Raw genomic sequence first — 26,784 nt, 5'->3', positions numbered from 1 at the left:
GTGCCATGCGTGACTTCCTCAGGCGCCTGCCCAAGGCCGAACTCCACCTGCACATCGAGGGCTCGCTGGAGCCCGAACTGATGTTCTCCCTGGCCGAGCGCAACGGGATCCGCCTGCCCTGTGCCTCGGTGGAGGAGGTTCGCGAGGCCTATGATTTCGCCGATCTGCAGTCCTTCCTCGATCTCTACTACCAGGGAATGAGCGTGCTGCGTACTGCCGAGGACTTCCATGATCTCGCCATGGACTACTTTCGCCGGGCCAGCGCCGAGGGCGTCGTGCACGTGGAGATGCACTTCGATCCCCAGGCGCATCTGGCGCGGGGCATCGAGCTGCCGGTGGTGATGGAGGGGCTCTCCCTGGCGCGCCGTGAGGCCTGGCGCGAGCTCGGCATGTCCAGCGCGATGATCATGGCCTTCCTGCGCGACCGTCCGGCCGAGGAGGCCATGGCGGTGATGGAGAGCGCCGCTCCCTATTGGGAGATGCTCGACGCCGTGGGTCTGGACAGCGCCGAGCAGGGCAATCCGCCGGCGAAGTTTACCGAAGTCTTCCGCTTCGCCCGCGAGCTCGGCATTCCCCGCGTGGCCCATGCCGGGGAGGAGGGACCTCCCGCCTACATCCATGAGGCGCTGGACCTGCTGAACGTCTGTCGTGTCGATCACGGCGTGCGCTGCCTGGAGGATCCCGCGCTGGTGGCCAGGCTGCGAGACGAGCAGATCGTGCTCACCGTCTGCCCGCTCTCCAACGTGCGCCTGCGGGTGGTCGAGCGAATGGCCGACCATCCCCTGCCGCAGCTGCTCGAGGCCGGCCTGCGCCTGACCCTCAACTCCGACGATCCCGCCTACTTCGGCGGCGGCATGTTGCCCAATTTCGAGGCCTGCCACGAGGCCTTCGGCTGGTCGCAGGAGGTCTTCGTTGCGCTTGCCGATAATGCCCTCGAGGCCGCCTTCATGAGCGATGAGCGCCGCCAGGAGCTGCGGCGGCGGCTGGCCGAGGTGAGCTGACGGCACTCCGTCGTCGACACCCTGTATTCGGTACTCTGTCACGACCTGACGTCCCTGCCTGTCGCTAATGCAAAACCCCGGCCTCGCCGGGCTTTGCGTGTCGGCCCATCGGGATCAGGGCAGGGCGGGCACCTCGATGTCAGGCATCTCGCCGGTCAGGCTGTGCAGGAAGGCGGTGATGTCGTCGATGGTGGCCTGCTCGAAATCTCGGCCGAGCATCTCCTGGCCCATGATGGCCACGGCCTCCTCGAGGGTCTCGGTGGCGCCGTTGTTCATGTACGGATAGGTCACCGCCACGTTGCGCAGGGTCGGGGTGCGGAAGCGATGGCGATCGCTCTCCTCGCCGGTGACGTCGAAGCGCCCCACGTCGGTGGAGCCCGGCACCTGGATGCGGTGGAACTGGCTGTCGGAGAGATTCGCGCCGCGATGGCAGGCGATGCAGCCGCTGTCCACGAAGGCCGCCATGCCGGCTTTCTGCTGTTCGCTCAGGGCCTCGAGATCGCCTCGCAGATAGCGGTCGAAGGGCGAGTCCGGCGTGTTGAGCGTGCGCTGGAAGCTGGCCAGGGCCTCGGCGAGATGATCCGCGCTGATCGGCGCGGGGTCGCCCGGGAAGGCCTCGGCGAAGCGACGCTGGTAGAGCTCGAAGCCCTCCAGGCGAGAGAGCGCACCCTCCAGGTCCATGGCCATCTCGACATCGGCCTGGATCGGGCCCAGGGCCTGGCTTTCCAGGTCGGGCTCGCGCCCATCCCAGAACTGCGACTCCAGGAAACCGGCGTTGAGCACCGTGGGCGTATTGCGCTTGCCGATCTGGCCATCGTGGCCGGTGGCGCGAGGAATGCGGTCGCTCCAGCCCAGCGCCGGATTATGGCAGGTGGCGCAGCTGATCACGCCGCTGGCGGAGATGCGCGGCTCGAAGAACAGCATGTTGCCGAGCCTGACCTTCTCCTTGGTAAGAGAGTTGTCGGCCGGAATGCTCGGCAGGTGAGGCAGCGGCTCGAAGCGATCGCGGTAGTCGGCGAGGCCGTCGTCGGCGAGGGCGGTGCCGACGAGGCCGAGCGTGGAGCCAAGAGCGATGGCGCTGACCAGCAGGCGCTTGCGCATGAGAAATTCCCTTCCGTTGGTGACTCGGGCACGCCAAAAATGGATTGCACTAATGTAGCTAGTAACGCTCGAGTCCCGCGGCGAATCAACCGCCGCCGCGGTCGGATAAAGGGATGATTGACCTGCATCAAGCCAGGCGTCGATCGGGGCCGGCCAAAGGGCGCGTCGCTAAGGCGCGTCGCTAAGGCGCGTCGCGGCGATGTGCTCGGCGCCCGCCGCTCCAGGTCTCGGCCACCGTGCGGTCGTCGCCGAGCATCATTAGCGCGAAGAGCGTCTCGGCGAGACTCTGGCTTCTGGCCGTGCGCCTGGCCATCAGCGGGGTCGCGGCGGGGTCGAGCACCACGAGGTCCGCCTCCATGCCCGGGGCGAGCCTGCCGATGTGGTCGTCCAGGGAGAGCGCCCGGGCGTTGCCGAGCGTCAGCCCGTAGAAGCCCTGCCAGGCGGTGAGCGGCTGGCCGCGCAGCTGGCCGACCTGATAGGCGGTCTTGAGGGTGGCTAGGCCCGAGAGGTCGGTGCCGCCGCCGACATCGCTGGCATAGCTGATGGCAAGGCCGGCCTCCCGGGCGGCGAGGCGGTCGAACAGGCCGCTGCCCAGGAACATGTTCGAGCTCGGGCAGAAGGCCAGGTTGGCGCCCCGCGCCGCCAGTCGACCGCGCATCTCCTGGTCGAGATGGATGCCGTGGGCGAAGGTGCTGCGGGGGCCGACGAGCCCCGACTGCTCGTAGACCTCGAGGTAGTCGCGGCTCTCGGGGAAGAGCTCGGCCACCCAGTCGAGCTCGCCGGTGTTCTCGGCGAGGTGCGTCTGTAGCCACAGGCTCGGGTCGGTGCGCAGAAGCCCCCCGGTGGCATCGAGCTGCGCCCGAGTGGAGGTGGGCGCGAAGCGCGGCGTCAGGCTGTAGCCGAGCCGGTCCCGGCCGTGCCAGTCGCTGATCAGCCGCTCGCTGTCGCGGATGCCGCCCTGGGTGTCGTCGCACAGCGCTTCGGGCGCGTGGCGATCCATCAGCACCTTGCCGGCGAGCATGCGCAGGCCGCGCTCGCGACACTCGGTGAAGAAGGCGTCCACCGAGCCGGGGTGGCTCGAGCAGAACACCTGGGCGGTGGTGGTGCCGACCCGCAGCATCTCGTCGAGAAAGGCCCCCGACTGGGCCCGGGCGTGCTCGGCAACGGCGAAGCGACACTCCTCGGGGAAGGTGTAGTCGTTCAGCCAATCGAGCAGCTGGCGGCCCCAGGAGGCCATGATCTCCAGCTGCACGTAGTGCACGTGGCTGTCGATGAAGCCGGGCACGATCAGCTTGCCGCGATGATCGACGACCTCGATGCCCTCGGGCAGGTCGGGGGCCAGCCGCGCCCAGGCGTCCAGCGCGCGGATGCGGCCGTTCTCGATCCACAGGGCGCCATCCTCGATATGGCGCACGCTCCCCGCGGCGGGGGTATCGCCCTCGCCGGGGTCGGTGTCGAAGCTCAGCAGGTCGGCGCGCAGCACGCGCGCGGTATCAGGGGTCATCACATCGAGGCTCATGTCGTCGGGGCTCGTCTCGGGGGTCGTGACAGGGGGCGTGACGGTCGGCGTCAGGCCGTCGCGTTCGGTTCGTCGCGAAGGGTATCGCTCAGGGCGCCGCGCAGTTCGGCCGGGTCGAGGCCGCGCCGGTCGGGGCGCTCCTCGCCGGCCATCAAGGGCAGCAGCTCGGCGATGGCGGCCAGGGCGATGGCGTAGGGCGTCTTGTCGCCGCCCGTGCCGCCGGCCGCCGTGCCGATGGGGCAGCGGACCGTGGCCAGCGCCGCCTCGTCGTGGCCGGCCTCGCCCAGCCGGCGACGAAAGCTCGCCCACTTGCTGCGCGAGCCGATCAGCCCCAGCGAGGCCGTGTCGCCGCGGGCGAGCAGGGCGTCCACCAGGGCGCGGTCCTCGGCGTGATCGTGGGTCAGCACCAGGGCGTGGGCGCCGGCTGGCAGGGCGGCCACGGCCGCGGCGGGGTCTGGCGCCTGGCGACACTCGAGCCTCGGCTCGCCGGCGGCCCAGTCGGGGAAGGCGTCCGCGCGGCTATCGTGCCACAGCACCCGCCACGGCAGCGGGGCGGCCAGGCGCACCAGCGCCTGGCCCACGTGGCCGGCGCCGAAGATGGCGAGCGTCGCGGGGCTGCCCGGGAAGACCTCGAGCAGCACGTTGACGAAGCCGCCGCAGCACTGGCCGCTGCGCCCGCCCAGGGAGAAGGCCTCCAGGCTCATGCCGGCCTCGGCTCTGCCATCGCCCCGGCCCTCGGCGCTGCCATCGACGCCCGCCAGGCGCCGTCGGGCGGCCTCGATGGTCTGCCACTCGAAGGTGCCGCCGCCCAGGGTGTCATATACCGCCTCGGCGGTGATCACCATGCGCGCGCCGGGCTCCCGGGGGGTCGAGCCGGCGCTGGTGACCTGGGTTGCCAGCACGTGGGGCAGCCCCTCGCGCTGCAGGCGGTGCAGGGCAGCGTGCCAGGGCTCGGGCCGGATATCCGCGGCGCTCATGCGGGCTCCTCCTGGTCCACTGGCCGTGCCTTGTGGCGGGCGCGCAGCCCCTCGGCGGCCATCAGCACCCGCTCCGGGGTGGCCGGGGTGTCGAGGGCCGGGCTGATGCGATAGTCGGCGAGGCTCGCCAGGGCATCGCGCAGCGCCGACCACACCGAGATGGCCAGCATGAAGGGCGGCTCGCCCACGGCCTTGGAGCGGTAGATGCTGGCCTGGGAGTTGGGATGACCCTGCAGCAGGTCGACGTTGAAGGTCGGCGGCAGGTCGCCGAAAGCCGGGATCTTGTAGGTGGCCGGGCCGTCGGTGACCAGTCGGCCGGCGTCGTTCCAGACCAGTTCCTCGCTGGTCAGCCAGCCCATGCCCTGGATGAAGGCGCCCTCGATCTGGCCGATATCGATGGCCGGGCTCAGGGAGTCACCAACGTCGTGGAGGATGTCGGCGCGGCTGACCCGGTACTCGCCGGAGAGGGTATCCACCTCCACCTCGGCCACCGCGGCGCCATAGGCGTAGTAGTAGAAGGGACGGCCGCGGCCGGTGGCGCGGTCGTAGTGGATCAGAGGGGTGGCGTAGAAGCCCTTCTCGGAGAGCGAGACCCGGCCCATGTAGGCCGCCTGGACCAGCTCGCCCCAGGGAATGCGCCGCTCGGCCTCGCCGATGCCGGCCACCAAGTGACCGTCTTCCAGGCGCATGGCCTCGCGGTCGAGCCCGCCGGCGTCGCGATCGAAGTGGGTGGCGGCGAAGTCGAACAGCCGCTCGCGCAGCTTGGCGGCGGCGTCCCGGGCGGCCTGGCCGTTCAGGTCGGCGCCGCTGGAGGCGGCGGTGGGCGAGGTGTTGGGCACCTTGTCGGTGCGGGTGGCGCTGATGCGCACCCGCTCCAGATCGAGCCCTAGCTCCCGGGCCACCACCTGGCAGACCTTAGTGTGCAGGCCCTGGCCCATCTCGGTGCCGCCGTGATTGATCATCACGCTGCCGTCGGTATAGACGAGCAGCAGCGCCCCGGCCTGGTTCAAGTGCTGAACGGTGAAGGAGATGCCGAACTTCACCGGCGTCAGCGCCAGGCCCTTCTTGATGATCGGGCTTTGGGCATTGAACGCCGTGATCTCGCGGCGGCGCGCCCAGTAGTCGCTGCTTTCCTCGAGCTGGCCGATCAGGTCGTGGAGCAGGGCGAGCTGCTCGACGCGCTGGCCATAGTGGGTGATATCGCGGGTAACGTCGCGTGGCGTGCCGTCCGGGTCGGTGGCGCGATAGAGGTTGCGCTGGCGGATGGTCAGCGGGTCCTCGCCGAGGTGACGGGCGATGTCGTCCATGGCCTGCTCGATGATCATCATGCCCTGGGGGCCGCCGAAGCCGCGAAAGGCGGTGTTGGAAGCCGTGTGGGTCCGAGCGCGCTGCCCGGTGACCCGGGCGGCGCCCAGGGAGTAGGCGTTGTCGGCGTGGAACATGGCGCGATCGACGATGGCGTCGGACAGGTCCGGCGAGTAGCCGCAGTCGCCGATCACCGTGATCTCGCCTCCGGCCAGCACGCCCCGGTCGTCGAAGCCGAGCCGATAGCGGTTGTGGAAGGGATGGCGCTTGCCGGTGGCGCGGGTGTCCTCGGCGCGGGGCAGGCGCAGCTTGGTGGCCCGGCCGGTGCGACGGGCGAGCAGGGCGGCGATGCAGGCCCAGGGCGAGGCCTGGGTTTCCTTGCCGCCGAAGCCGCCGCCCATGCGCCGCATCTCCATGGTCACCGCGTGGAAGGGGATGCCGAGCACCTCGGCGACCAGCTTCTGGGTCTCGCTGGGGTGCTGGTTGGAGGTGTAGACCATCACCCCCTCGTCCTCGGTGGGCTGCGCGAGACACGCCTGGCCTTCCAGGTAGAAGTGCTCCTGGCCACCGACGAACTGCTCGCCCTCCAGCACGTGGGGCGCCGTGCCCAAGGCCTGTTGCCAGTCGCCGCGCTCATGGGTATGGGGCGGGCGCACGAACTCACCGCGCTCTGCGGCCGTCACCGGATCCAGGCAGGCCGGCTGTTCGTCGATCTCGACCACCGCTGCCTTGACGGCCAGGCGGGCGGCGCGGTGGCTCTCGGCGGCCACGGCGAACAGGCACTGGCCGACGTAGCTGATCTCGTCATCGGCGAACAGCGGGTCGCCGGGGAACACCGGGCCGACGTCGGTATGGCCGGGCACGTCGGCAAGCGCGATCACGTCCACTACCCCGGGCGCGGCGCGGACCTTCTCGAGGTCGAGGCGAGTCAGCCGGCCATGGGCCACCGGCGACAGGCCTATCGCCACGTGCAGGCAGTCCCGCGGGACCGGCAGGTCGTCGATATAGGCGGCGCGACCGGTGACGTGCTTGACGGCGCTCTCGTGGGCGCGGGAGCTGCCGGCGCCCCCCTGGGGGGCGACGGTCTCGCGGGCCAGCGGCGCATCGCCCTGGTTGCGCCGGGAGGTGTCTTGGGCAATGTCAGTGAGCGTACGCATCGAGAGTCACCTTGGTCGCGGAATCGCGGTTGTCGCTGTTGTTGTCGGTCGGGTTGCCCTCGGCCTCTATCATCAGGCGCAGTCGCTCGAGCAGGTTGCCGGCGGCTAGACGACGGTACTCGGCGCTGCCGCGCACGTCGGTCATCGGCGTCAGCTCCTCGGCGAGCGCCGCGCGGGCGGCGGCGAAGGCCTCTGCGTCGGGGGCGCGGCCCTCCAGAGCGGCCTCGGCGGCCGGCGCCCGGCATGGAATCGCCGCCATGCCGCCGAAGGCCAGGTGGACGTCGCGCATCACACCCTCCTCCAGGCGCCAGGCGAAGGCGGCCAGTACCGCCGAGATGTCGTCCTCGCGCCGCTTGGAGAGCTTCCAGACCTTGAGGTGGTGCCCGGCGGTGGGCCGTGGCAGGAAGATCGCGGCGATGAACTCGTCCTCGGCCAGCGCCGTGCGCTTGTAGTCGAGGAAGAACTCCGCCAGGGGCAGCTCGCGCTCTCCCCGCGGGCCGTCCAGACGCAGCCGGGCGTCGAGGGCCAGCAGCACCGGTGGGGTGTCGCCGATCGGCGAGGCGTTGGCGATGTTGCCGCCCAGGGTTGCGCGGTGGCGGATCTGCGAGGAGGCGAAGCGGTGCATCAGGTGCTCGAAGGCCGGGTAGGGCTCGGCCAGCACTGGCATGAGCCGGGCGAGCGTCATCGCACCGCCGATCCACCAGCCCGCCTCCACCTCCTCGATGGCGTTGAGCTCGGCGACCCGGCGCACGTCGATGAGCTCATCGAGCGCCTTGAGCTGCTGAGTGGTCTCGAGCCACAGGTCGGTGGCGCCGGCCACCAGCCGGGCGTGGGGCCGCTCGGCCTTGAGGGCGCGCAGCGCGGCGAGATCCCGGGGCGCCACGTAGTGGCCGGCGTCGGCGGTGGCGATCTGGCCGTCGGCGGGATGGCCAAGCTCTGCGTTGGTGATCCAGGCGGGATCGACCGCCGGATAGTCGCCCATGGCCAGCGCCGCGTCGCGGATCGGCCGGTAGCCGGTGCAGCGGCAGAGGTTGCCGCCGAGCGCCGCTTCGAGGCGTTCCTGGGTCAGCGGGGGCGGGGGCTCTTCATCACTCCGGCGCTGCTGCTCATAGAGGGTAAACAGCGACATCACGATGCCCGGCGTGCAGAAGCCGCACTGGCTGGCGTGGCAGTCGACCATGGCCGCCTGGGCGGGGTGCAGCCGCTCGCCTTCGGCCAGGCCCTCGACGGTCACCAGGTGGCAACCCTCGAGCTGGTGGGCCGGGGTGATACAGGCGTTGGCGCTGTGATAGACGAGCTCGCCCGAAGCGTCCGGCTCGCCGATGGCCACGGTACAGGCCCCGCAGTCGCCGGAGGCGCAGCCCTCCTTGGTGCCGGTCTGACCCAGGGTCGTGCGCAGCAGTTCGAGCACGCTCTCGTCGGCGCGCACGTCGGCACAGCGCTGGCGCCTGCCATTGAGGTGGAAGTCGATCATGGTCGGCTCCGTTTGTGGTTGTAGTGGCCGAAGCATCAGGGAACACCTTAATTCTTGACCACATGGTCAGCTTTGGCAAGCCGTGACGTTTTTTTCTTTTCGAAGGCCAGTCCCGGGGTGCCGGACCATCGAGGAGGCGCTGTGAACCCGTCCCTGGGCGCTACCGACGCCCTGCGGCGCTCAGGCATCCTGCTCCGTCTTGCAGGACCGGTGCTGGCCATCCATGGCCAGCCCGTTCGGAGCAGTGCTGCTCACCCCTGGCCTAGGACCTCCTCGTCGACTTGCCTTCGCTCTTTCTCCGTTGACGGTATTCCATGCCGAATTGCCTTGTGGGGCGCCTCTCAGGCAAGCTCAGGGCCGAAACGTCCGCGTCGACAGCAGCGAGGGCCCATGGCCAAGGCAGAACACCCCAACGAGCAGGAAGGCGGCGCCATCCGCCGGCGCAACGAGCAGGCGATCCTGGCGGCCGCGGAGCGGGTCTTCGCCCGGCACGGCTATCGGGGGGCGAGCCTCCAGGCGATCGCCGAGGAGGCGGGCCTGCCGAAGTCCAACGTCCTCTACTACATGGGCAGCAAGCGTGAGCTCTACGTTCGCCTGCTCGAGCGGATGATGGAGCGCTGGAACGTGATGCTCGATGACATCTCCGCGGAGGACGATCCGGCCGAGGTGCTCTCCGCCTTCATCCGCTCCAAGATGCAGATGTCGCGCCGTCACCCCGAGGGCTCGCGGCTGTTCGCCAGCGAGATCCTCGGCGGGGCGCCCTTCCTGCAGGAGTACCTGAGCGGTGAGCTGCGCGACTGGGTGCAGAGCCGCGCCGCGGTGTTTCGCGAGTGGGCCGACCGGGGCCTGATGGACCCGGTCGACCCGGTCTGGCTGATCTTCTTGATCTGGTCCTCCACCCAGCACTACGCCGACTTCGAGGCCCAGGTGCTGGGCATCACCGGCCGCGAGGCGCTCAACGACGATGACCTCGAGCACATCACCGACTTCCTGACCCGGGTGGTGATCAAGGGCTGCGGGGTGAAGCACCCCGCGGCCCGTAGCGAGGATCCGGTGCCCCTCACTGGGCGGTGAGCAGCATCAGCACCGAGAGGGCCGCGGAGACCCACATCGCCGGCTTGATCTCGCCGATCCGTCCGGTGAGGGCCTTGATCAGCACGAAGCTCATGAAGCCGAAGGCGATGCCCAGGGTGATCGAGTAGGTCAGCGGCATCAGGATGATGGCCAAGAAGGCCGGCAGGGCCTGATCGAAATGGTTCCAGTCGATCTTGGCAATGGGCGCCATCATGAACAGCCCCACCAGCACCAGGGCCGGGGCGGTGGCGATGCCGGGCACCAGCGACAGCAGCGGCGACAGGAACAGGAAGGGCAGGAAGAGCAGGGCGATGACCACGGCCACCAGGCCGGTGCGTCCGCCCTGGGCCACGCCGGCGCCGGATTCGATGAAGGTCTGGGCGGCGCTGGTGCCGAGCGGCGCGGCGATCATCGAGGCGAAGGCATCCACCGTCATCGAACGCTCGAGGTTGCGCGGGTTGCCGTCCTTGTCCTTCAGATCCGCCGACTCCGATAGCGCCATGAAGCAGGAGAGCGCATCGAAGAAGTTGGTGAACAGCATCACGAAGATGAACGGCAGGTAGGCCACCTTCAGTGCACCGAGGATGTCGACCTGCATCACGGCGCTGAAGTCGGGCCAGGCGGCCAGGCCGTTCCAGGCCACCATCACCTCGTCGCCCCACAGCCGGCCCATGGGGACTGCCAGCAGGGTGGTCAGAGCGATGCCCATGATCAGGGCGCCGTTGAAGCGCAGGATCACGAATACCCCGGTGGCCACCAGGCCGAAGAAGAAGGTCGCGAGGCTCGCATCCATGTTGCCCAAGGTGACCAGGGTGGCGTCGCTGCCGACGATGAAGCCAGCGTTCTGCAGGCCGATGAAGGTGATGAAGAGCCCGATGCCGCAGGTGATGGCGTAGCGCAGCGACAGTGGGATGGCCTCGATGATCGCGCTGCGCACGTTGAACATTGCCAGCACGGCGAACATCACCCCGGACCAGAAGACGCAGCCCAGCGCGACCTGCCAGGTCAGGCCGGCGCCCAGCACCAGGGTGTAGGTGAACAGCGCGTTCATGCCCATGCCCGGCGCCACCAGGATGGGATTCCGGGCATAGAGCCCCATGGCCAGACTGCTCATGAAGCTGATCAGTACCGTGGCCGAGAGGGCGGCGGTGAAGGGAATGCCGGCGTCCGAAAGCACGGCCGGGTTGACCACGATGATGTACATACCGGCCAGGAAGGTGGCGATCCCGGCCAGGATCTCGGTCTTCAGCGTCGAGCCGCGGCGGCTGACGCCAAACCAGCGGTCGAGCAGCGGTAGCCCGTCGCTTGGGGATGAGGGCGAGCGAGAGCGCCCATCGGCGCGGGTCGTGGAGGTCTGTTGCATACCGAAACCTATTGTTGTTGTGGTCGGGGAACTCGAAGCTGACACTTCCTGACCTATCGGTCAAGTTGCGAGGAGCAAGGCTAGTGCCGGACGTCTTCGCCGGCAAGCCGGCCGTACGAATCGACTTTCAACGACGCCTGCCCCGCGTGAGGCCAGAGGCCCCGGGGCCTGGGCGCAGGACCAAAGTGAACGAACCAACCAGAGTGAACGAATGAACCGCGTTGACGACCCTTCCCCGGCCGCCCTGCCCATCGAGGCGCGGCTGGACGAGATCCAGGCCGCCCTGGCCGCCCATTCGCGGGCGCTGCTGGTCGCCGAGCCCGGCGCCGGCAAGACCACCCGGGTGCCTCTGGCGCTGCTCGACGCCGACTGGTGCCGTGACGGGCGGCTGTTGCTGCTGGAGCCGCGGCGGGTGGCGGCGCGGCTGGCGGCCGGCTTCATGGCCGAGTCGCTGGGCGAACGGGTCGGCGAGACGGTGGGCTATCGCATGCGCGGCGAGAGCCGGGTGGGGCCGACCACCCGCCTCGAGGTGGTCACCCAGGGCGTGCTGACCCGGATGCTCCAGGAGGATCCCATGCTCGACGGGGTCTCGGGCGTGATCTTCGACGAGTTCCACGAGCGCAGCCTGGAGGCCGACCTGGGGCTCGCCCTGACCCTCGATGCCCAGCAGGGTCTGCGCGACGACCTGCGCCTGCTGGTGATGTCGGCGACCCTGGATGTCGACGCCCTGCTGGGAGTGCTCGGTGAGGCCACGCCGGTGATCGACTGCCCGGGGCGCAGCTTCCCCGTCGAGACCCGCCATCGTTCCCTGCGCCCGCGCGAGGATACTGCCCGCCAGCAGGCCGCCGCGGTCCTCGAGTCACTGGACGAGGCGCTCACCGAGAGGACCGCGAATGACGACGGGACGGGCGACGCCCTGGTGATCCTGCCCGGGGTGGGCGAGATTCGCCGCCTGGCCCGTGAACTCACGGCCCGCGCGCCTGAACTTGCCGTCATGGAGCTGCACGGCCGCCTGCCGCTGGAGGCCCAGCGGCGCGCGCTGCGCCCCGATCCCGAGGGGCGCCGGCGGGTGGTGCTGGCCACCGCCATCGCCGAGTCGAGCGTCACGGTGGACGGCGTGCGCCTGGTGGTCGACGCTGGCCAGGAGCGGGTGCCGGTCTTCCAGCCGCGCACCGGGCTGACCCGGCTGGAGACGCGCCGCGTCAATCGAGCCAGCGCCGACCAGCGCCGAGGCCGCGCCGGCCGCCAGGGGCCGGGGCGCTGCGTGCGGCTGTGGGCCGAGGAGCAGCCGCTGATCCCCCACGGCGAGCCGGAGATCCGCCAGGCGGACCTGTCGCCGCTGGCCTTCGAGCTGGCCCGCTGGGGCATCACCGAGCCGGGCGAGCTCTCCTGGGTGACGCCGCCGCCGGCCGGGGCCCTGGCGGCTGGACGTGCGCTGCTGACGCGCCTCGGCGTGCTGGACGCCGCCTGTCACCTCAGCGCCCTGGGCCGCGCCTGCGTGCGCTGGCCGACCCATCCGCGCCTGGCGGTGATGCTGGAGCGCTCGGCCGAGCTCGACGCACGGCCGCTGGCCTGTGCCCTGGTGGCCGCCCTGGAGGGGCGCGACCTCGATCAGGAGCGCGATCTGGAGCGGGCGCTGGCCGCTCGGCTGGCCGCCCCCAAGGAGCATCGCCAGTGGCATCAGGAGGCCCGGCGCCTGGCGCGCATCGCCGGCGCTGAGCTCGGCGAAGGGAGGAGGGTCGACCTGGCGCCGCTCGGTGAACTCTTGGCGCTGGCCTACCCGGAGCGCATCGGGCAGCGCCTCGAGCCCGGGCGCTTTCGCCTGGCGGGCGGCACGCTGGCGACCCTGCCCGAGGCGCATCCGCTGGCCCATGCCCCCCTGCTGGTGGCCGCCGAGCTCGATGGCGAGGCGAGCGGGGCGCGCATCTTCCGCGCCGTGGCGCTGGCGATAGAGCGCCTCGAGGCGCTCTATCCGCAGACCCGCGAGTGGCGGGCCAGCCTCGAGTGGTCCGACGCCCAGGGCCGGATGCTCGGCGAGCAGGTGAGGGGGCTCGATGCGGTGGTGCTCGAGCTTCGGCCGCTTCACCGCCTGCCGCCGGAAGCGGTGCGCGCCGCGCTGCTGGCGGCCCTGCGCCGCCGCGAGCGGCTGCCTTTTGGTGACGAGGCCGAACAGCTGCGCGGTCGGGTGGCGCTGCTGCGCCGCACGCTGAATCGCGACGAGGGCGATGACGGTGGCAGAGAAGGGGAAGAGGCGTGGCCGGACTGGTCGATGTCGGCCCTGCTCGAGACCCTGGAGACGTGGCTAGGGCCCTATCTCGACGGCGTGAGCCGCCTCGAGGCGGTGGAGAAGCTGCCGCTGGCGCGCATCCTCACCGATTCGCTGGCCTGGCCGCTGCGCGCGCGCCTCGAGGCACTGGCGCCGCCGCGCCTGGCAGTGCCCAGCGGCGCGAGTCATCGGCTGGACTACACGCCGTGCCTTGCGGGCAAGCCGCCGGTGCTGGCGGTCAAGCTGCAGGAGTGCTTCGGCTGGCAGGGCTCGCCGCGCGTGGCCGACGGCCGCGAGCCGGTGCTCCTGCACCTGCTCTCGCCGGCGCGTAGGCCGCTGCAGGTCACCGCCGATCTCGCAAGCTTCTGGGCCAACGGCTACCCGGAGGTGCGTCGCGAGATGCGCGGTCGCTACCCCAAGCACCCCTGGCCCGAGGATCCGCTGGCCGCCGAGGCGACCGCCCGCACCAAGCGGCGCGGCTGAGCCCGGTGCAAGCGACTGAGCCCGACGCAAGCGACTGAGCCCGGCGCAAGTGCCTCAGCGTGCCTCGGCGTGCTCGTCTTTTCGTTCGTCTTTCTGTTCGTCTATGCGAGCTGTTTCGTCGCCCGGATGACCGCGATCATCAAAGGCCTTGCGCTCGCCACGCCGGCGATGCAGGCGGCGCCGCGCCCCCTTCTCCAGCTCCACCGAAAGGAAGATCGCCACGGCGACGGCGAGGATCGCCAGCCAGTGGTCGAGCCCCAGGGCGGCGCTGCCGAATATCCGCTGCATGATCGGCAGGTAGGTCCAGCCGAGCTGCAGGACCATCACCAGGGCGATGGCGATCCACACCGGGCGGCTGCCGAAGAGCCCCTGGAGGGAGAGGCTGCTGCGGTGCATGAAGCGGCTGTTGATCAGGTAGGCCGCGCAGCCGGTGATCAGCATGTTGACGGCCGCGGCGCGGGCCAGCTCGAGGCTCGTGCCCTGGCCGTTGAAGAGCCATGAGAAGATCCCGAACACCCCGAGCAGCAGCAGCACCGAGACGAACACCACCCGCCACAGCAGGAAGAGGTCGAGCAGCGGGGCGCTCGGGTCGCGGGGGCGCCGGCGCATCAGGTCGCGCTCGCCGGACTCGAAGGCCAGGGCGAGGCCGAGGGTCACCGCGACCACCATATTTACCCACAGCGCCTGCAGCGGGGTAACCGGCAGCACGCTACCGGCCAGTACGGCGATCAGGATGGCCAGGCCCTGGGCGCCGTTGGTGGGCAGCAGGAAGGTGATGGTCTTGCGGATGTTGTCGTAGACCTTACGGCCCTCGCGGATGGCGCCGACGATGGTGGCGAAGTTGTCGTCGGCCAGCACCATCTCGGCGGCCTCCTTGGCCGCCTCGGTGCCCTGGATGCCCATGGCCACGCCCACGTCGGCGCGCTTGAGCGCCGGGCCGTCGTTGACGCCGTCGCCGGTCATGGCGCAAACGCCGCCCCGGGCCTGCATGGCGGTGACCAGGCGCAACTTGTGTTCGGGGGAGGCGCGTGCATAGACGTCGACATCGAGGATGACCTCCTCGAGCTCGGCGTCGGACATCGCCTCGATCTCCCGCCCGGAGATCGCCCGCTCGGTGTGCAGGAAGCCGAGCTGGCGGGCGATGGCCTGGGCGGTGACGGCATGATCGCCGGTCACCATCACCGGGCGGATGCCGGCGGCGAGACAGTCCTTCACCGCGGCCACGGCCTCGTCCCGGGGCGGGTCCTGCAGCCCCACCAGCCCCAGCAGCACCAGGCCGTCCTCGGCATGTTCGTCGGCCAGCTCGTTGACGCCCTCGGCCCGCTTCTCGGCCAGGGCCAGCACGCGAAGTCCCTGGGCCGACAGCGCGTGGAGATGCGCCTGCCACTCGGCGGGGTCCAGCGCGACGTCCCCGGCCGCGCTGCGCACCCGCTGGCAGCGCTCCAGCAGGCGGTCCGGGGCGCCTTTGACCAGCAGCCACGGCTCGCCGTCCATTTCGTGGAGGGTGGCCATGTACTGGCGCTCGGACTCGAAGGGGATGGCGTCATGGCGGGCGTGATGGCCGCGCAGTTCGCGGGCCTCGAGGCCGGCCTTGGCGGCGGCCACCACCAGCGCGCCCTCGGTGGGGTCGCCGTGGATGCGCCAACGGCCCTCGTCCCGGGCGAGCTCGGCGTCGTTGCACAGCACGCCGACCTTGAGGAAGTGGCGCAGCGCCGGGGCGTCGTCGAGGCCGAGGGGGGCATCGAGCGCCTCGCCGTCGCACACCCGGTGGAACGCGCCCTCGGGGGCGAAGCCGGTCCCCTCTAGGCGGAACTCGCCCTCGGGCAGGCGGATCGCCCGGGCGGTCATCTCGTTGCGGGTCAGGGTGCCGGTCTTGTCGGAGAAGATGGTGGAGATCGAGCCCAGGGTCTCCACCGCGGGCAGGCGGCGGATGATGGCGTTCTGTCGCGCCATGGCCTGCACGCCGAGCGCCAGGCCGATGGTGACGATCGCCGGCATGCCCTCGGGGATGGCGGCCACGGCCAGCCCCACCGCGGCCATGAACATGTCGCCGAGGGGCTCGTCATGCACCAGCACCCCGAAGGCCGCTGTCAGCATCGCCATCACCGTGATGATCAGCGCCAGCACGCGCCCGGCCCGGTCGAGCTGGCGCAGCAGTGGCGTCCTCAGCGTCTCGACCCCGCGCAGCAGCTCGGAGATGCGCCCGATCTCGGTGCGCTCGCCGGTCGCCACCACTAGCCCCTGGGCACTGCCCTGGACCACCAGGGTGCCGGCATAGGCCATCGAGCTGCGCTCGGCCAGCTCGCTCTGGGCGTCCACCGCGCCGATCGCCTTGTCCACCGGGGTGGACTCCCCGGTCAGCGCCGCCTCCTCGTCGCGCAGCCGCTTGGCCTCGAGCAGGCGCAGGTCGGCGGGCACCCGGTCGCCGCTCTCCAGCAGCACGACGTCGCCGGGCACCAGCGCTTCGGCATCGACCTCATGGCGTCGGCCGTCGCGCAGCACCTGGGCGCGCGGCGAGAGCATGTTGCGGATGCTGTCCAGCGCCTGCTCGGCCTTGCCCTCCTGGAAGAAGCCGATCAGCGCGATGATCAGCACCACCCCGGCGATGGCGACGGCGTCCAGTGCATGGCCAAGCCCCAGGCTCGCCACCGCGGCGACCAGCAGGATCAGCATCAGCAGGTTGTTGAACTGGGCCAGCAGGCGCCGCCAGGCGGGCCGTCCCTGGCCTTGCTGGAGCCGGTTTGGCCCGTGTTGCGCCAGGCGCTCGCGGGCGTCGTCTTCCGAGAGCCCATCCTGGGCGGCGTCGAGCTCCGCCAGCGCCTCCTCGGGCGATAGGGCATGCCAGTGGCGGTCGTGGGCGGGTGCGTGGCGGGTCATCCCTGTCCTCCTTGCGTCGCGTGAGGGTGGTACCCTGACAGGTGTACCACACTCTATGCTGCAGTGCGGTAATCCAGGTCATGGTTCATGGGACGCGCGGGGGCGGGAACCGCGTCTCGCGAGATGGCACAATGGCGACTTTTTTGGGAGACCCGCCATGACCGCCGCCACGCCCCCCGATCAGGCCTGCCCCTGCGGCAGCCAACGGCCTCTTTGCGAGTGCTGCGGCCGCTATCACCAGGGCGAGGCGGCGCCGAGCCCCGAGGCGCTGATGCGCTCGCGCTACAGCGCCTTCGCCCTCGACCTCACCGACTACCTGCGCGAGACTTGGCATTCGAGCAGCCGCCCGGCGAGCCTGCCGGCCGACGACGCCACCCGCTGGCGGCGCCTGGAGATCCTCGACCACGACGAGCAGGGCGATCACGGCCGGGTGCACTTTCGCGCCACCTTCCAGGAAGGGCGGCGCTGGGGCGTCCTGGTGGAGGCGTCGCGTTTCGTGCTTGAAGACGGACGCTGGCGCTATCTCGACGGCGAGCCCTCGGTGACGCGTCTCAAGCCCGGCCGCAACGACGCCTGCCCCTGCGGCAGCGGGCGCAAGTTCAAGGCCTGCTGCGGCCTGGGTTGAACGCGACGCTCTTTACGACAGGCGTTGCGCTGCGGCGCGACTGGCCGCCGGGCGGGGCAGCCCTTACACTGCCCGGTCGAGCGGCCGTGCCTCCACGGCCTTTTCCCTTCTTCCAGCAGCCCGGTAGTGATCCCATGGCCCAAGACCTCTCGAAGCGCATCAACAAGTACATTCGCGAGAGCGGGATGTGCTCCCGGCGGGATGCGGACCGCTACATCGAGCAGGGCAACGTCACCATCGACGGCCGGCGTGCCACCACCGGCGACCAGGTCTTCCCGGGCAGCGTGGTCAAGGTCAACGGCCAGGTGATCGAGCCCATGGAGGAAGAGGACCTGGTGTTCATCGCGCTCAACAAGCCGGTCGGCATCGTCAGCACCACGGAGTCCAGCGAGAAGGCCAACATCGTCGACTTCGTCAAGCACGGCACGCGCATCTTCCCGATCGGCCGCCTGGACAAGGATTCCCAGGGCCTGATCTTCCTGACCAACAACGGCGACCTGGTCAACCGCATTCTGCGCGCGAGCAACCATCACGAGAAGGAGTACCTGGTCACCGTCAACAAGCCCATCACCGACGACTTCATCGCCGGCATGGGCAGCGGCGTGCGGATCCTCGGCGAGACCACCAAGCCGTGCCGAGTGGTCAAGGAGTCGCGCTTCGTGTTCAACATCACCCTGGTACAGGGGCTGAATCGCCAGATCCGGCGCATGTGCGAGGTGTTCGGCTATGAGGTGGTCAAGCTCGAGCGCATCCGCATCATGAACGTCTCGCTCAAGGGCCTGGCGCTGGGGGACTGGCGCGACCTGACGCAGGATGAGGTGGCCACGATTCTGGCCCAGACCGAGCATTCATCTTCCCAGGCTCAGGCGCCGGCCAAGGCTAAGGCCAAGGCTAAGGCCAAGAGCAAGCCCCAGGCCAAGACCCCGAGCAAGAGCGCTAAACGCGGTGCGCCTGGCAAGGCCGGTGCCTCCGCCAAGCGCGATGGGCCTGCCAAAGCCGGCGCCTCGGCCAAGCGGGGCGCACCCGCCAAGGGCGCCAAGCCGGCCAGGAGCGGTGCTGGCAAGGGCAGTGGTCCGGCCAAGGGCGCCGGCAAGGCGCCGCCCCGTCAGGCCAAGGGGGGCAAGCCGGCGCCCGGTGGCAGGAAGGTCAAGGCCCAGCCGTCGCGCGCGACCGGCCAGCGCCAGAAGCCCGGCAACGCGGCGCGCAAGGCGCGGGGCAAGAAGTAACTATCGATAATCGCCAGCGCGCGATCAGGAGAACGTCATGAGCGATGAGCGGCTCCAGAGCCCCGCCGCGGCGCGCAATCGCCAGCCGATCCTCGAGGTGCTGAAGACGGTGCTGCCGGACCGGGCGCGGGTGCTGGAGGTGGCCAGCGGCAGCGGCGAGCACGCCGTTCACTGCGCCGGCGCGATGCCGGGCTGGACCTGGCAGCCCAGCGACCCCAACCCGCATGCGCGCGGCTCGATCGAGGCCTGGCGTGAGCACTCGGGCCTGGCCAACCTGCACGCGCCCCTGGCGCTGGACGTGACCACGCTCTGCCCGGCGGAGCAGCTTGATGCCATGGTGGCGATCAATCTGTTGCATATTGCGCCCTGGGCGGTCGGCGAGGCGCTGCTCGACTGCGCCGGGCAACGACTGCCCTCGGGTGGCGTGCTCTTCCTCTATGGCCCCTTCACGCGCGAGGGGCGCCATACGTCGCCCAGCAACGCCGCCTTCGATGCCGACCTGCGACAGCGCGACCCGCGCTTCGGCATCCGCGATCTGGCAACGGTCGCCGAGGCGGCCGCGGAGCGCGATCTCGTCCTCGAGCGGGTGGTGGAGATGCCCGCCAACAACCTCAGCCTGATCTTGCGCCGGGCCTAGCGTTTCAGACGCGGCTAGCTTCAGAGGCGGCCTGGGCCTGACGATCCGTTCGGCGTGCTCGCTACTCCGGGAGCTCGCCCGGCACCCGATACTGCACGCCCTCGGCCTGGCGTTCCTGGCGAGTCGACGTCTCGTCCTCGGCGGGCACGCCCCACACGGTCTCCCGGCGGCCGTCCTCCCAGGTGTAGGTGGTGCAGCCGGTCAGCAGGCCGAGGGCGAGCAAGCCGGCGACCAGGGGTAAGGTTCTATGCATCCAGGGGGGTCTCCTTGACGTGACGTTTGCGGCCTCTCCTAGCCGGAGAGGCCGAGCAGTATCGGGACATAGACCACCATCAGCAGCACCGCGATCAGTCCCAGCAGGTAGGGAATGATGGCGCGGGTGATGCGCTCCAGCGGCAGCTGCGTGACCGACGAGGCCACGTAGAGGTTGATCGCCACCGGCGGGGTGATCATGCCGATGGCCAGCCCCACCACGATGATCAGGCCGAAGTGGATCGGGTCGATGCCAAGCTGGGTGACCAGCGGCAGCAGCACCGGGGTGAGGATGATCAGGGCGCTGGCGGTCTCGATGAACACCCCGGTGAGCAGGATCACCGCGACCACCAGCAGCATGATCACGTAGGGATCGGTGGAGATCGACAGCACCGACTGGGCGATGGCGCCTGGCACCTGCCAGCTGGAGAGCGTCCAGCTGAGCACCGCCGAGGTCGCGATCACCAGCATGATCACCGAGGTGGTGATCGCCGAGCGGATCAGGATGCGATAGACGTCCTTGATGCCGAGGTCGCGATAGACGAACAGCGACACCATCAGCGCGTAGTTGACCGCCACCACCGCGGCCTCGCTGGGCGTGAAGATGCCGGAGAAGATGCCGCCGAGGATGATCACCGGCGTGGCCAGCCCCCAGCTGGCGCTCTTCAGGGTCTGCCAGATGGTCGCCAGCGAGAAGGCCGCGCCACGCGGGTAGTTGCGCCGGTAGGCCTGGACGATGGCGATGGTGGCCAGGCCCACCCCCATGGCGAGTCCGGGCAAGAAGCCGCTGAGAAAGAGCTTGGAGACCGACTGCTGGGCGATCACCGCATAGATGATCATCGGCACCGAGGGGGGAATCACCACGCCGATGGTGCCGCTGGCGGCGATCAGGCTGGCCGCCGAGGCGGGCTCGTAGCCCTTCTTGCGCAGCTCCGGCACCAGGCTCGAGCCCACGGCGGCGGTGGTCGCCGCCCCCGAGCCGGAGATGGCGGCGAAGAACATGCCGGCGCCCACCGAGACGATGGAGAGCCCGCCCTTGAGGAAGCCGAACAGCGCATCGGCGAAGTCGACCAGCTTCTCGCTGACCTTGCCCTGGGCCATCAGGTCGCCGGCGAGTATGAACATGGGCACCGCCACCAGGGCGAAGGAGTTGATGCCCTGGAACATCTGCTGGGTGACCACCATCAGCGGCACGCCCTGAGCCTGCAGGGCCAGCAGGGTACTCGCGCCGATCGCCAGGGCGACCGGCACGCCCAGCAGCATGAAGACGAAGAACAGCACGAACAGCAGGGCGGTCATGCCGGAGGCTCCTCGGTGCGGCGGGGCTGGTCGTCACTGTCGGCATCACCGTCGTCGTCACCGCCGGGATCACCGTCCACGTTGCCGGTGACGATCAGGCCGACCAGGTCGACGAAGGCGTACCAGGCCATCAGCGCGGCGCAGAGCGGCATCACGGCATACACCCAGGTCATGGAGAGACGCAGCGAGGCCGACTTCTGGAAGCTCTGCACCTGCATGTACTCCCAGCCGATGATCACCAGGGCGATCATGAAGCCGAGTACCACGAGCACCGCGACGCTGCGCGCGAGCCGCTGGAGCCCGCCGGGCAGGGCATCGACCAGGAAAGTCACGGCGATATGGCGGCCCCGCTGGAAGGCCAGGGTGGCGCCGAGGAAGGTGATCCAGACCAGCAGGAACCGCGCCACCTCCTCGGTCCAGCCCACCGCCTGAAAGAACACCCGCGAGACGATCTGCAGCGTGATCACGCCGATCAACGCCGCCATGCCCGCGAAGACCACGGGGCGAAGGGCGGCGTCGATGAGGCGCTCGATGCGGTGCAGGGGCGTCAGCGCGGCTGACAGCACGGACAGGAGCGGTCGAGACACTTACTTCAGCGCCTCCTGGATGCGCGGCAGATAGTCGCCGAACTGCTCGCCGTACTGCTCATAGACCGGCGCTACGGCCTCCTGAAAGGCTGCGATGTCCGGCTCCTCGACGATCTGCATGCCGGCCTCGCGCAGCTCTGCCAGCTGTTCGGCGGCCATTTCGGCATTGACGCGCCGCTCGTGCTCGGCGGCCTCCTGGGCGGCCTCGGCCAGCACCGCCTGGGCCGCCTCGGGCAGCTGGCTCCAGGCCGGCATGCCCATCACGAAGATCGCCGGGGCATAGGTGTGGCGCGACAGGGTCATGTGCTCCTGGGTCTCGTAGAGCTTGAAGGAGTGAATGACGTTGACCGGGTTCTCCTGGCCGTCGATGGTGCCCTGCTGCATGGCGGTGAGCGCCTCGGTCCAGGCCATGGGGATGGCGTTGGCGCCCAGCTCCCGGAAGGTGTCGACGTAGACCGGGTTCTCCATGACGCGGATGCGCAGGCCGTCGATATCCGCGGGGGAGGTCACGGCACGCTCGCTGTTCGTCAGGTTGCGAAAGCCGCGCTCGGCGTAGGCCAGGCCCTTGAGGTTGACGTCGGTGAGCTTGGCGAGCAGCTCCTGGCCGATCGGGCCGTCCAGCACCTCGTAGGCGGCCTCCGGGGAGGGGAAGAGGAAGGGCAGCTCGAAGACCGCCATCTCCTCGACGAAGTTGGCCACCGGGCCGTTGGTGATGACGCCCATGTCCACGGCGCCGATCTGCATGGCCTCGAGCAGCGTGCGCTCATCGCCCAGGGTGGCGTTGGGATAGAGCTCGATGTCCACCTTGCCCTCGGTTCGCGCCTCCACCAGCGTCTCGAACTTCTCGGCGGCGATATGGAAGCCGTCCTGCTCGTTGACCACGTGGGCCAGGCGCAGGGTGATCGGATCCATGTCATCGAAGTCGGCGGCCTGGGCGCCGGCTGTCATGGCCAGCGAGACGGAGAGTGCCAGCGTCGTGCGTGCAAAACCTTTCATTATCGTTTTTCCTTGTTGTGTCAATCGCTTGCTGAGCATGCCCGAGGCCAGTGCCGAGGGTCAACTGGACTTCAGGCACGCATCTCATGAGGCCTGAGCATCGGGTGGGCCGTGACAGCGCCCCCTTTGAGTGCCCCCCTTTGAGCGCCGCCCTTCAGGCGATCAACCCGCCTGGGCACGCAGCCAGGCGATCTCCTCGGCCCAGATCGAGGGATCGATGGTCTCGAGGATCATGGGGATGCCGCCGATGCGCGGGTCGCGCATCAGGGTGGTGAAGGCCGCCAGGCCGATGTTGCCCTGGCCCAGGCTGTGGTGGCGATCCACGCGGCTGCCGAGCTCGCTCTTGGCATCGTTCAGGTGCATGCCGCGCAGGTAGCCAAGGCCCACCACCCGGTCGAGCTCGTCGAAGGTGGCGGTGCAGGCGTCGGACGTGCGCAGGTCATAGCCGGCGGCGAAGGCATGGCAGGTATCGATGCATACCCCAACGCGGCTCTTGTCGTCGACCTGATCGATGATCTCGGCCAGCTGCTCGAAGCGCCAGCCGAGGTTGCTGCCCTGGCCTGCGGTGTTCTCGATCACCGCGGTGACGCCCTGGGTCTCGGCGAGCACCTGGTTGATGGACTCGGCGATGCGGGCGAGGCAGTCGCTTTCGCTGATCTTTCTCAGGTGGCTGCCGGGGTGGAAGTTGAGCAGCGAGAGCCCGAGTTGCTCGCAGCGGCGAAACTCCTCGAGGAAGGCGGCGCGCGACTTGGCGAGCCCCTCGGCCTCCGGATGGCCCAGGTTGATCAGGTAGCTGTCGTGGGGAAGGATCTGGCCGGGGCCGAAGCCGTGGGCCTCGCAGGCTGCGCGAAAGGCCTCGATGGTCGCGTCGGCCAGCGGCTTTGCCTGCCACTGGCGCTGGTTCTTGGTGAACAGGGCGAAGGCGTCGGCGCCGATCGCCACGGCCCGCTCGACCGCCTTGTCGACCCCGCCCGCTGCGCTGACGTGAGCGCCGAGATAGTTCATGGGTGTTCCCCTCGCCGGTTAGATCAGTGACGCATGATGCAGGAGAGTCTACCTCAGCGCGGCGTGGCGGGGGATGGACGTTGGCCTTGACGTTGGTGTTGCCAGAGTGGCGGAGGCACCGAGGCGGGTCAGTGTTCCTGGGTCGAGGTCCGCCGGCGCGTTTTCGGCCGATCGGAGGATGACTCGTTAGAGGAGGACGTGGAACCGTCGGCGTGATGGACGATCAGCACGGTCTGCTGATTGAAGCTGACCTGCCGGCCGTATGCCTCGGCGGCCTTCTTGGTGGCGAAGTGACGGCTGGCGCGCTGACCTCCGCGCCGGCGAACGCTCCAGCCCCCCTTGGGGTTGGGTGACACGTGATGCGTCGATGAAGGCATGACTCTCGTCCCTCCTGTGAGGTGGGCGCTGCCGAACTGGCGCATCCTTCAGTATAGCCTTTCACGTGGCGGCGGAGGGGCTCTCGGAGGGGCGAGGGCGTCATGCGCTTGCCTGAGGGCGACGTCGTACGGCGCCGCCGATCCTTCACACGAAGTCGGAATCCTGCGTCCTGACGGTAAGCGATGCTTCCTCCCCGGGGACCGTCACGGCAAACTCGCCACCGCCCAGGTGGGTGACCGCATGACCCTCGCGGGTCCGGAAGGCGGGCAGGCCGCTTCCGGTCGCGCCGGCGTGCTGCAGGCCGGAGAGATCGCGGACGCTGACGAACATGTCGATGAAGTATTCGTTACCGGCCTCATCGAAGGCCAGGATGGTTTTCTCGTGGTCAGACATGGCGACGCCTCGCGTTGGGAACTCTGGCGCTCAGTCTAGCCGCCGGGCCACCCCTGGTGCGAGGGGATGGGCTCTCGCTTCGTGATCGCTCGCCGCACAGCGGGTATCCTCATCGCCGTGGACACGCATACCGGTCGCGCGCCCCGTTGTCGAAGGGGGGCCGATCGTTCGAAAGGAGTCGTACCTTGCGTCTGGACTACCATGGGCTGCTGCCTGAAGCCGTCGGCTTCCTGCTGCTGCCGCGCTTCTCGATGATGGCCTTCTTCTCGGCCGTCGAGCCGCTGCGTATCGCCAACCGGATCGCGGCGCGGCCGCTGTTCGACTGGCAGCTGATCAGCGAGAACGGGGCGCCGGTCACGGCCTCCAACGGCATGACCCTGCTCGCCGATCGCGGCATCGGCGAGGTGCACCATCTGCCCTCGCTCGCCGTGTGCAGCGGCTTCGGCCCCGAAGACACCCTGAGCCGCCCGCTGATGGCCTGGCTGCACCGCCTGGACCAGGCCGGCTGCGTGCTCGGCGGCCTCGACACCGGCGGCTTCCTGCTCGCCGAGGCGGGCCTGCTGGAGGGCGAGCGAGTCACGCTGCACTGGGAGAGCCTGCCGGCCTTCCAGGAACGCTTTCCGGCCATCGAGACCTCCGACGAGCTCTTCGAGCTGGGCAAGCGGCGTTTTTCTTGCGCCGGCGGCACCGCCGCCATGGACATGGTGCTGGAAGTGATCGCCCGTCGACACGGCTCACGCCTGGCCATCGACGTCTCGGAACAGCTGATCCACCAGCGGATTCGCACCCGGCGCGATCAGCAGCGCATGTCGCTGGCCCGGCGCCTCGGAGTGCACCACCGCCGCCTGGTCGAGGCGGTCGCGCTGATGGAGCGTTATCAGGAGGCGCCGCTGTCGCTCGCCGAGGTGGCCAGCCGCAGCGGGGTCTCGCCTCGCCAGCTGCAGCGCCTCTTCGAGCAGCATCTCGATAGCTCCCCTCGAGCCTGGTACCTGAAGCTGCGGCTCGAACGGGCCCGTCAGCTGCTGGTGGAGACGGACATGGACGTGCTCTCGGTGGGGCTGGCCTGCGGCTTTACTTCCGGTTCCAGCTTCGCGCGCGCCTTCAAGGCGCACTTCGGGACAACGCCACGGCAGGTGCGCCGCCAGTAGCCGCCTGCTATCGCCGCTGAGTATGCGCTGCTGGCATCTGTCGTCGACCGTCCCGTGGTGTCAGCCATTCCCCTCTCGTCGTGTCAGGAACTCTCGCCGTCGGCGGGGTGTCCCGAGGGTGTGCGTTAAATATGCCCCAAGATCGAGGGGTTGCGTTATGTCTAATACTTGAATAGGTTGTGTACAGCATTCGTACAAGTACGAAGGATGCATCGAAGTTCTATTCACTGAATGAGAGGTTCACTATATGAATCGCGTCGTGACCACTGCTTCAGCTCTGACTCTGATGATGATGTTCTCTGGTGCCGCCCTTGCGGAGCACCACACTGAAGAGATGCCGACCGGCGTCGACTCCGCCAACGAGGTCAGTGAAACCACGACCACCGATGAGGGCATGCTGGAAGAAGGCGCCGTCGTCGAAGAGGGCGGTGTCGACAGCGCCAATGAGGTCGAGGTTGAAACGCCGGATGACGCTTCCCTGGACGACGACGAAGTCGCCCCGGATAGCGGCGTGGATTCGGTCAACCCGGAGTAATCCTTCGGCTAGTCTTGCGTTGATCATCATCCCCGGCGCAGCCGGGGATTTTTCGTTTTCTGTCCCCTGAATCCCCCTTGGTATTTCCTGAATCCCTCCTTGGTATCCCGCAGCTACTCCAACGGTCTTTCTCGCCGTATCTCGGCTTTCTCAGCCTGCGCCCGTCACGTATTCGAGCGACTCCAGCGAGTCGGTGCCGGTGACGATCGCCTCCAGCTCATCGCAGAAGGCGGTGAAGGCATCGCTTGAAACGCCCGGCGTGCGGTGCAGCTCGATCTCGACGTACCCAAGCTCAGGCAGGCCCTCGTCGTCGCCGACGATGCGGCAGCCCTCGGGGATGCTGCGCGGCGTCTTCACGGTCACCGCGAGCCCCGCCTGGACCGGCAGGTTGTTGCCGGTGGGCGACTGGCTGGCGTAGCGCACGTCCCAGCGCCGCTCCGAGGCCCCCAGCGCCGCGAAGGCGTGGGCGCGAAAGGTGCAGCCCTCGGGGTTCAGGGCCAGCGGCAGGGTCTCCCAGTCGTCGATCGAACGGCCTTCGGCCACCACCCAGACCATCGGCTCACGGCCCAGCAGCCGGCCGGTGTGAGTGGGGCCGTGGCGCACCACCAGGGCGACGTCCAAAAGCCCCTCCTGGAAGTCGTTGACCAGTGAGCCGCTGATGCCGCACATCACCTCCAGGCGCACCTCGGGGAAGCGGGCGGCGAAGCGCGGCAGCAGCTCCGGCAGATAGGTGCTGGCCTGTTCCTCCGAGGTGCCGAGGCGAATCAGCTCGCCCTGGCGATCCACGCCCATCACCTGGCGTGCCTCGTCCTGCAGCTTGAGGATATGCCGGGCGTAGGGCAGCAGGCGGCCGCCCGGCGTGGTGAGCACCACGCTGCGGCTGGTGCGCTCGAAAAGCGTCTCGCCCATCTGCTCCTCGAGGCGCTTGATCTGCAGGCTGACCGCCGACTGAGTGCGGTGCAGCACCTTGCCGGCGGCGCTGAAGCCTTCGCACTCGGCCACCGTGACGAAGGCGCGGAGCAGGTCGGTGTCCATGATCTATGAGCCTTTGCAATGTATTTTATCTGAACCATTCATTTCTATTATTAAACTCGGCTGACTACCCT

The 26,784-nt window shown here is 69.2% G+C and carries 23 protein-coding genes; 8 read left to right on the top strand and 15 right to left on the bottom strand.

Annotated elements, in window-relative coordinates:
* The first annotated feature begins 5 nt into the window (after positions 1-5).
* On the top strand, positions 6-1,001 hold the full coding sequence (locus BM388_RS07295) for an adenosine deaminase (protein WP_089848651.1): 996 nt from the start codon (positions 6-8) through the stop codon (positions 999-1,001).
* Positions 1,002-1,115: 114 nt separating this feature from the next.
* Here the strand turns inward: BM388_RS07295 and BM388_RS07290 are convergent, their stop codons facing one another.
* From BM388_RS07290 to xdhA, 5 genes are all read right to left on the bottom strand, one after another.
* Complete coding sequence (locus BM388_RS07290) at positions 1,116-2,102, bottom strand: cytochrome-c peroxidase (RefSeq protein WP_089848649.1); 987 nt, start codon at positions 2,100-2,102, stop codon at positions 1,116-1,118.
* Positions 2,103-2,283: 181 nt separating this feature from the next.
* On the bottom strand, positions 2,284-3,621 hold the full coding sequence (guaD, locus tag BM388_RS07285; RefSeq protein WP_425431913.1) for a guanine deaminase: 1,338 nt from the start codon (positions 3,619-3,621) through the stop codon (positions 2,284-2,286).
* A 50-nt stretch (positions 3,622-3,671) separates the two neighbouring features.
* Positions 3,672-4,598 carry a xanthine dehydrogenase accessory protein XdhC gene (gene xdhC, locus BM388_RS07280; protein WP_089848648.1) on the bottom strand — a complete coding sequence of 309 codons (927 nt, stop codon included), beginning with the start codon at positions 4,596-4,598 and terminating at the stop codon, positions 3,672-3,674.
* The gene (gene xdhB / locus BM388_RS07275; protein ID WP_089848647.1) at positions 4,595-7,060 is read right to left on the bottom strand and encodes a xanthine dehydrogenase molybdopterin binding subunit; all 2,466 of its coding nucleotides are present in this window, start codon (positions 7,058-7,060) and stop codon (positions 4,595-4,597) included. Before xdhB ends, xdhC begins: the two co-directional genes overlap by 4 nt.
* Positions 7,044-8,534 (bottom strand): xanthine dehydrogenase small subunit, encoded by a 1,491-nt coding sequence (gene xdhA, locus BM388_RS07270; protein ID WP_089848646.1) that lies wholly within the window; start codon positions 8,532-8,534, stop codon positions 7,044-7,046. Before xdhA ends, xdhB begins: the two co-directional genes overlap by 17 nt.
* A gap of 390 nt (positions 8,535-8,924) precedes the next feature.
* On the opposite strand from xdhA, the gene BM388_RS07265 reads away from it, so the two are divergent.
* Positions 8,925-9,608, top strand: a complete 684-nt coding sequence (locus tag BM388_RS07265) for a TetR/AcrR family transcriptional regulator (RefSeq protein WP_089848642.1) — start codon at positions 8,925-8,927, stop codon at positions 9,606-9,608.
* On the opposite strand, the gene BM388_RS07260 is transcribed toward BM388_RS07265, so the two are convergent.
* Positions 9,595-10,971, bottom strand: a complete 1,377-nt coding sequence (locus BM388_RS07260; protein WP_089848640.1) for an NCS2 family permease — start codon at positions 10,969-10,971, stop codon at positions 9,595-9,597. The genes BM388_RS07265 and BM388_RS07260 overlap by 14 nt on opposite strands.
* A 211-nt stretch (positions 10,972-11,182) precedes the next feature.
* Here BM388_RS07260 and hrpB point away from each other — a divergent pair, with 211 nt between their 5' ends.
* Positions 11,183-13,720, top strand: a complete 2,538-nt coding sequence (gene hrpB, locus BM388_RS07255) for an ATP-dependent helicase HrpB (RefSeq protein WP_089848638.1) — start codon at positions 11,183-11,185, stop codon at positions 13,718-13,720.
* 54 nt (positions 13,721-13,774) lie between these two features.
* Here hrpB and BM388_RS07250 read toward each other — a convergent pair whose 3' ends face one another.
* Complete coding sequence (locus BM388_RS07250; RefSeq protein ID WP_089848636.1) at positions 13,775-16,597, bottom strand: HAD-IC family P-type ATPase; 2,823 nt, start codon at positions 16,595-16,597, stop codon at positions 13,775-13,777.
* Between the two features lie 157 nt (positions 16,598-16,754).
* Between BM388_RS07250 and BM388_RS07245 the strand changes: the two genes are divergently transcribed.
* The 3 genes from BM388_RS07245 to BM388_RS07235 all read left to right on the top strand — a co-directional run bounded on the left by BM388_RS07245 (position 16,755) and on the right by BM388_RS07235 (position 19,085).
* Positions 16,755-17,222 (top strand): YchJ family protein, encoded by a 468-nt coding sequence (locus BM388_RS07245; RefSeq protein WP_089848634.1) that lies wholly within the window; start codon positions 16,755-16,757, stop codon positions 17,220-17,222.
* Between the two features lie 134 nt (positions 17,223-17,356).
* Complete coding sequence (gene rluF / locus BM388_RS07240) at positions 17,357-18,448, top strand: 23S rRNA pseudouridine(2604) synthase RluF (protein WP_089848632.1); 1,092 nt, start codon at positions 17,357-17,359, stop codon at positions 18,446-18,448.
* 37 nt (positions 18,449-18,485) lie between these two features.
* Positions 18,486-19,085: a DUF938 domain-containing protein gene (locus BM388_RS07235; RefSeq protein WP_089848630.1), complete on the top strand. Its 600-nt coding sequence runs from the start codon at positions 18,486-18,488 to the stop codon at positions 19,083-19,085.
* A gap of 61 nt (positions 19,086-19,146) precedes the next feature.
* Here the strand turns inward: BM388_RS07235 and BM388_RS07230 are convergent, their stop codons facing one another.
* From BM388_RS07230 to BM388_RS07200, 7 genes are all read right to left on the bottom strand, one after another.
* The gene (locus BM388_RS07230; protein WP_089848628.1) at positions 19,147-19,338 is read right to left on the bottom strand and encodes a hypothetical protein; all 192 of its coding nucleotides are present in this window, start codon (positions 19,336-19,338) and stop codon (positions 19,147-19,149) included.
* Positions 19,339-19,376: 38 nt separating this feature from the next.
* The gene (locus BM388_RS07225) at positions 19,377-20,636 is read right to left on the bottom strand and encodes a TRAP transporter large permease (protein WP_089848626.1); all 1,260 of its coding nucleotides are present in this window, start codon (positions 20,634-20,636) and stop codon (positions 19,377-19,379) included.
* Positions 20,633-21,223, bottom strand: coding sequence for a TRAP transporter small permease (locus BM388_RS07220; RefSeq protein ID WP_245781485.1), 591 nt, complete (start codon positions 21,221-21,223; stop codon positions 20,633-20,635). The genes BM388_RS07225 and BM388_RS07220 overlap by 4 nt, the downstream gene beginning before the upstream one ends.
* A complete protein-coding gene (locus tag BM388_RS07215) occupies positions 21,224-22,219 on the bottom strand; it encodes a TRAP transporter substrate-binding protein (protein ID WP_089848624.1) in 996 nt (331 codons plus the stop codon).
* Positions 22,220-22,381: 162 nt separating this feature from the next.
* Positions 22,382-23,224, bottom strand: coding sequence for a deoxyribonuclease IV (nfo, locus tag BM388_RS07210; RefSeq protein WP_089848622.1), 843 nt, complete (start codon positions 23,222-23,224; stop codon positions 22,382-22,384).
* A gap of 128 nt (positions 23,225-23,352) precedes the next feature.
* Positions 23,353-23,601, bottom strand: coding sequence for a DUF2188 domain-containing protein (locus BM388_RS07205; protein ID WP_089848620.1), 249 nt, complete (start codon positions 23,599-23,601; stop codon positions 23,353-23,355).
* A gap of 145 nt (positions 23,602-23,746) precedes the next feature.
* Complete coding sequence (locus tag BM388_RS07200) at positions 23,747-23,995, bottom strand: hypothetical protein (protein WP_089848617.1); 249 nt, start codon at positions 23,993-23,995, stop codon at positions 23,747-23,749.
* A 185-nt stretch (positions 23,996-24,180) separates the two neighbouring features.
* Between BM388_RS07200 and BM388_RS07195 the strand changes: the two genes are divergently transcribed.
* Positions 24,181-25,143 (top strand): GlxA family transcriptional regulator, encoded by a 963-nt coding sequence (locus tag BM388_RS07195; protein ID WP_089848615.1) that lies wholly within the window; start codon positions 24,181-24,183, stop codon positions 25,141-25,143.
* A 247-nt stretch (positions 25,144-25,390) separates the two neighbouring features.
* Positions 25,391-25,678 carry a hypothetical protein gene (locus BM388_RS07190; protein ID WP_089848613.1) on the top strand — a complete coding sequence of 96 codons (288 nt, stop codon included), beginning with the start codon at positions 25,391-25,393 and terminating at the stop codon, positions 25,676-25,678.
* Between the two features lie 150 nt (positions 25,679-25,828).
* Here BM388_RS07190 and BM388_RS07185 read toward each other — a convergent pair whose 3' ends face one another.
* Positions 25,829-26,713 carry a LysR family transcriptional regulator gene (locus tag BM388_RS07185; protein WP_089848611.1) on the bottom strand — a complete coding sequence of 295 codons (885 nt, stop codon included), beginning with the start codon at positions 26,711-26,713 and terminating at the stop codon, positions 25,829-25,831.
* Positions 26,714-26,784: the final 71 nt, after the last annotated feature.

Source organism: Halomonas saccharevitans, assembly GCF_900116405.1.
Classification (GTDB): Bacteria; Pseudomonadota; Gammaproteobacteria; order Pseudomonadales; family Halomonadaceae; genus Halomonas; species Halomonas saccharevitans.
The sequence above is the reverse complement of the archived record's forward strand: the minus strand, read 5'-3'. Positions and strand labels throughout refer to the sequence as shown.